This window comes from Mesorhizobium escarrei, from assembly GCF_935825525.1.
Taxonomy (GTDB): domain Bacteria; phylum Pseudomonadota; class Alphaproteobacteria; order Rhizobiales; family Rhizobiaceae; genus Mesorhizobium; species Mesorhizobium escarrei.
This window is the reverse complement of the sequence record NZ_CAKXZT010000172.1, coordinates 1-1,057: the sequence shown is the minus strand read 5'-3', so window position 1 is coordinate 1,057 and position 1,057 is coordinate 1. Positions and strand designations below refer to the sequence as shown.

Here is a 1,057-nt window from a genome sequence, read left to right as displayed (position 1 = left end):
CGCTGGCGCGCGCACTCGATTGCCTTCTCGATCAGGAAATAATGGATTGGGAGGCGATCATCGTCGACGACGCCTCCGCGGACGCCACCGCCGCGATCATCGCCGGCTATGTAGAGCACGATGCCCGGTTTCGGACGTTGAGCTCTTGCGCGTATAGCGCCGCCGGCGCGCGCAACAGCGGGATTTCGACAGCGCGCGGACGCTGGCTCATGTTCCTGGATGCGGACGATTGGGTGGACGCCAGCTTCCTTGCGAAAATGCTGGCCGCACTTGAAGCCGCGCCCGATGCGGTCGCCGCCTATTGCGGTTCCCGGCGGGTGATGCCCGATGGCGAACTCACCCCGCCGAGCATCCCGACAGAGGTTGCGACCCAGCCCTTCGAAACATTCGCCCGCCGGTGCGCCATCCGCACTCACGCGCTGCTCGTCGACCGGAAGACAATTGTCGAGTTGGGCGGCTTCGATGTTTCGCTGCGCACCTGCGAGGACTGGGATCTGTGGCAGCGCCTCGCACGTCTAGGCAAACGTTGGGTGATGGTCGACGAGCCGCTCGCTTTCTATCGGGCCAGCCCGAACTCGCTCACTCGCAATTCGATGCAGATGCTGGCAGATGCGGAAATCGTGATCGCCCGCGGCTTTTCTCCTGATCCCAGGGTCAAACACCCCGCGTCGGCACACGCCAATGGAGCGATCGAGGCGAGCGGCCACACCGCTTCCGAAGCACTCGCCTGGTTCGCGTTGTGGAACGCCGCGTCGGATTGCGGCAGCGGCCGCCGCTCGATCAGCCCGCAGATCCTGCGCGCGCTCCCGGCCGGACGTAAGTGGGCGCATGACATCGCCAGTGTGGTCTTCGGTGGCCTGATGGTAGGAAGCCTGTCAGTGCCAGCGCAATTGGCTGCCAGGTGGGACAGGTTCGGCGGCTCCCTCACCGAGTTGATCATCGAACTCGGCAAGGTCTGGGACGATCCCGTCGCGGGCCGCCGCGTCCAATATCAGCTTGAGCAGATGCTTCTCGACTTCGACGATCTTGCCACGCCGCGCAGGCTGGCGCGGACACT

1 protein-coding gene is annotated in these 1,057 nt (G+C 64.8%); it reads left to right on the top strand.

Annotated features, from left to right (window positions below; translation table 11 throughout):
- Positions 1-2: 2 nt before the first annotated feature.
- Positions 3-1,057, top strand: a 1,055-nt coding sequence (locus NMG80_RS33165; RefSeq protein ID WP_254022048.1) for a glycosyltransferase, incomplete at its 3' end; no start/stop codon positions are given.